Here is a 4,459-nt window from a genome sequence, read left to right as displayed (position 1 = left end):
ATTGAGGGTCTGGCCACGCTGGGCGTATCCCGCATCGGACCACTGGCCGCCATGCCACGCGCACCGCTGACCTTGCGGTTTGGCCCCGACATCGCCCGCAGGCTGGATCAGGCGTTCGGGCGTATTGGTGAAGCCATCGTGCCAGTCCGCCCGGTTGATCCGGTCGAGGTCAGCCGGAACTTCGCCGAGCCGATCGGCGCTGCCGAGACCATCGCCAAATATATCGGCAAACTGGTGCCGCTGCTCTGCCAGGGACTGGACGAACGCGGGCAGGGAGTGCGCCGCCTCGATCTGCTGCTGCATCGGGTGGACAGTCGCACCGAGGCGATCCGCGTAGCCACCGCCATGCCTGTACGCGACGTAAAGCGCCTGACGCGGTTGCTGTGCGAGAAAATCGAAACGATCAATCCGGGCTTCGGCATTGAGCGCATGGTGCTGATCGCGTCACTGACGGAGCCCATGGATCGGCGCCAGACCGTCTCCTCGCTCATCGCCGAGGAAGAAGCCGATGTGTCCGACCTGATCGACACACTGGCCAACCGTGTGGGCATGCAGGCGCTGTATCGCTTTGCTCCCGTAGAAAGCGATCTGCCCGAACGCTCCTTCTGCCGCGTGCCCGCGCTGGCCCCCGAGGAGACAAAGGACTGGCCCGAGCACTGGCCGCGTCCGACACGTCTGCTGGCAAGACCCGAACCGGTGCAGGCCATGGCGGAACTGCCGGACCAGCCACCACTGTTCTTCATCTGGCGGGGTGTGCGACGGAAGGTGAAATGTGCCGATGGGCCGGAAAGGGTCTTTGGCGAATGGTGGAAGAATGACGCGGAACTGACCATCGCCCGAGATTACTTCCGGGTGGAAGACACGAGCGGAGAACGCTTCTGGCTTTACCGTGCTGGTGACGGTGAGCATGGCGAGACCGGCTCGCAGGGCTGGTTTCTGCACGGGATTTTCGGATGAGCCCCTCGGCACCACGTTATGCCGAATTGCAGGGGACAACCTATTTCTCATTCCTGCGCGGGGCTTCCTCCCCCATTGAACTATTCGCGCAGGCAAAGGCGCTTGGCGTCGAGGCACTGGGCATCTGTGACCGCAACTCTCTGGCCGGAATGGTGCAGGCCCATGTCGCGGCAAAAGAGGTCGGGCTCCGGCTTGTCGTGGGATGCCGTCTCGATCTGGCAGATTTTCCGCCTGTGCTGGTCTACCCGATGGACCGGGCCGCCTATGGCCGTCTCTGCCGTCTACTCACCATAGGCAAGGCCCGTGCCGGGAAAGGGAAATGCCATCTGCTCTGGGAAGATCTGGTGGCCTGGGGTGAAGGCCAGATCGTCATCATGATCCCCAACACGGCGGATGATGCCTGCGGTCTGCATCTGCGCAAGCTGAAAGACGCCTTTGCCGACCGGGCCTTTATGGCGCTGACGCTGCTGCGCCGTCCTAACGACCAGATGCGGTTGTATGAGCTTGCCAACCTGGCGCATCAGGCGCGAGTGCCAACCGTCGTGACCAATGATGTGCTGTTCCATACCCATAACCGACGCATTTTGCAGGATGTCGTCACCTGCATCCGGCACAACACGACCATTGACGAGGCCGGGTTCGTCCGCGAACGTCATGCCGACCGCTATCTCAAGCCACCGCAGGAGATGGCCCGGCTGTTCAGCCGTTACCCTGAAGCGGTTGCCCGCACCATGGATATCGTGGAGCGCTGCCGTTTCTCGCTCGATGATCTGGCCTATCAGTATCCGGATGAAGTGTCCGTGCCCGGTCAGACGCCCCAGCAGGCGCTGGAAACCCTGACATGGGAGGCCGCAGCCCGCACCTATCCAGAAGGCATTCCGGATGAGGTCTGCCAGAGCCTGAACCACGAACTCAACCTGATCGGACGGATGCAATATGCGCCGTACTTCCTCACGGTGAACAGCATTGTCCACTATGCACGCAGTCAGGATATTCTCTGTCAAGGCCGTGGCTCGGCGGCCAATTCCGCTGTCTGCTATGTGCTCGGCATCACGGCCATTGATCCGGCCCGCAACTCGCTGCTGTTCGAACGCTTTGTCTCCGAAGAGCGCGGCGAACCACCGGATATCGATGTGGATTTCGAACACGCACGCCGTGAGCAGGTCATCCAGTGGGTCTATGAGCATTACGGGCGTGACCGCGCAGCCCTGACGGCCGTGGTGATCCGCTATCGCGCCAAGGGGGCCTTGCGGGATGTTGGCAAGGTCATGGGCTTGCCGGAAGACCTGATCCGCACACTCTCGGGCCAGATTCATGGCTGGGGGCGGAAACTGGACGATGACGCCCTGAATGACACGGGTATTGACCTGTCCGACCGGCGTATCCGCCTGACACTCGACCTGGCCCGTTGCCTGATCGGCGCCCCCCGTCACCTGTCACAGCATCCCGGTGGTTTTGTGTTGACGCATGACCGTCTGGATGAACTGGTGCCCATTGAACCTGCGTCGATGGAGCAGCGCCAGATTATTGAATGGGATAAGGACGATATCGACGTCCTGAAATTCATGAAGGTCGATATCCTGGCCCTTGGCATGCTGACCTGCATGAAGAAAGGTCTGGACCTGCTCGGGGAACACAAGGGCCAGCACTTCACGCTCCAGAGCATCCCGGGCGAGGATCCGCGCACCTACGCTATGATCCGCAAGGCCGATACGATCGGTGTGTTCCAGATTGAATCCCGAGCCCAGATGTCCATGCTGCCACGGCTCAAGCCGCGGGTGTTTTATGACCTCGTCATTGAAGTGGCGATCGTGAGGCCCGGCCCCATTCAGGGCGATATGGTGCATCCGTATCTGCGTCGCCGCGAGGGCCTTGAGCGCGAAGACTATCCGACACCAGAACTGGAAGCGGTTCTAAGCAAAACGCTAGGCATCCCGCTGTTTCAGGAACAGGCGATGCAGGTGGCCATGATCTGTGCCGGATTTACCGCCGCCGAAGCGGATCAGTTGCGCCGGGCCATGGCGACGTTCAAGAACACTGGTACCGTCTCACAGTTTCAGACACGTCTGATCGAGGGCATGCGTGCCAATGGTTATGACGAAGAATTCGCCGAGCGGATCTATCAGCAGCTCGAAGGCTTTGGCTCCTACGGATTTCCCGAGAGCCACGCGGCCAGTTTCGCCATTCTGGCCTATTCGTCGTCGTGGATGAAATGCACCCATCCGGACGTGTTTCTGGCCTCCCTTCTGAACAGCCAGCCGATGGGATTTTATGCACCGGCGCAGCTGGTCCGTGATGCGCGGGAACATGGTGTGGAAATCCGGCCCGTTTGCGTCAACGCCTCACGCTGGGACAGCACACTGGAGGGGCCAGAAAGCCCCAACGGACTGTTCGCCGTGCGGCTGGGCATGAGTCTGGTGAAGGGACTGGCCAATGACGATGCCGCCCGCATTGTTGCCGCACGGGCCTCACGCCCGTTTACGTCGGTCGATGACCTGTGGCGTCGGGCGGGTGTCAAAGCGGCAGCCCTGACCCATCTGGCCGAAGCGGACGCGTTCCGCCCTTCGCTCGGGCTGGCACGGCGCGAAGCGCTGTGGGCGATCAAAGCTCTGCGCGATGAACCGCTGCCGTTATTTGCAGCAGCGCAGGTCACGCGGGAAGCAGAGGAACCGGATGTGTTGCTCCAACCCATGCGGGATGGGGCAGAGGTGGTGCGGGATTACAACCGGCTTGGCTTGAGCCTGCGGGATCATCCCCTAGCTTTTCTGCGCAAGGATTTACAGGAACAGGGCATCCTACCCTGCCGACAGGCCCTGAACGCCAAGGACGGCAAGCGTCTCACCGTAGCGGGACTGGTGCTGGTCCGGCAGCGACCAGGCTCCGCCGAAGGCGTGGTGTTCATGACGCTGGAGGACGAGACGGCCAACATGAACGTCATCATCTGGCCGGATATGTTCGATGCGAACCGGCGTGTGGTGCTGGGCGGGCAAATGCTGGCGGTGAAGGGCATGCTCCAAAAGGAAGGTGAGGTCGTGCATCTGGTCGCGAAAGAGATCACGGACCTTTCCGGATTGCTGGCAGATGTCGGGAACCGCTCAAATAGCACACTCTCTTGCAGCAATGACCTGAACTCCGAAGCGATTGCCATACGATCCCGGAATTTTCATTGAAGCCAAGTGGTCTGATCATTTCCAAAGCCGCGAACACCATCAAAGCCCAATCCCCATGTCCCGCTTCCGACCGAAGGACCAGTCCACGCCCCCGTCCTCCCGTGCAACACCGGAGACATGACGCCCGATCTGTTTCTCCAGCGATGGCGTCCAGGGCACAAGCTGGAACCCCAGGCCACCGTCAATCATGGCGAAACGCCCCGAAGCGAGGGTCAGGCGCTGCCGGTAGGTTCCGGTGACATACTCACCGGCCTCGGCGCTCTGGACGGGCTGACCGGTTTCGCGGGTCAAACGTTCGGCCACGTCCCCCATCTCCCGCGCCCGCATGGAGG

The 4,459-nt window shown here is 61.4% G+C and carries 3 protein-coding genes; 2 read left to right on the top strand and 1 reads right to left on the bottom strand.

The features are described 5' to 3' along the window. Both B7G66_RS09095 and B7G66_RS09090 read left to right on the top strand, forming a co-directional pair. On the top strand, positions 1–957 hold a 957-nt coding region (locus B7G66_RS09095), incomplete at its 5' end, for a DUF6504 family protein (RefSeq protein WP_048859125.1). Further along, positions 954–4,127, top strand: coding sequence for an error-prone DNA polymerase (locus B7G66_RS09090; RefSeq protein WP_003617624.1), 3,174 nt, complete (start codon positions 954–956; stop codon positions 4,125–4,127). The genes B7G66_RS09095 and B7G66_RS09090, both read left to right, overlap by 4 nt. Positions 4,128–4,166: 39 nt before the next feature. Here B7G66_RS09090 and B7G66_RS09085 read toward each other — a convergent pair. Next, a partial coding sequence (locus B7G66_RS09085) for a DUF3363 domain-containing protein (protein ID WP_048859124.1) occupies positions 4,167–4,459 on the bottom strand: 293 nt, incomplete at its 5' end.

Source organism: Novacetimonas hansenii JCM 7643, from assembly GCF_000964405.1.
Classification (GTDB): Bacteria; Pseudomonadota; Alphaproteobacteria; order Acetobacterales; family Acetobacteraceae; genus Novacetimonas; species Novacetimonas hansenii.
Note: the sequence above shows the minus strand (reverse complement) of the source record. Positions and strands in the feature narration are given on the sequence as shown.

Excerpts from the sequence above, each read along its gene's own strand:
- B7G66_RS09090 (WP_003617624.1), top strand. The coding sequence starts at position 954 with ATGAGCCCCTCGGCACCACGTTATGCCGAATTGCAGGGGACAACCTAT.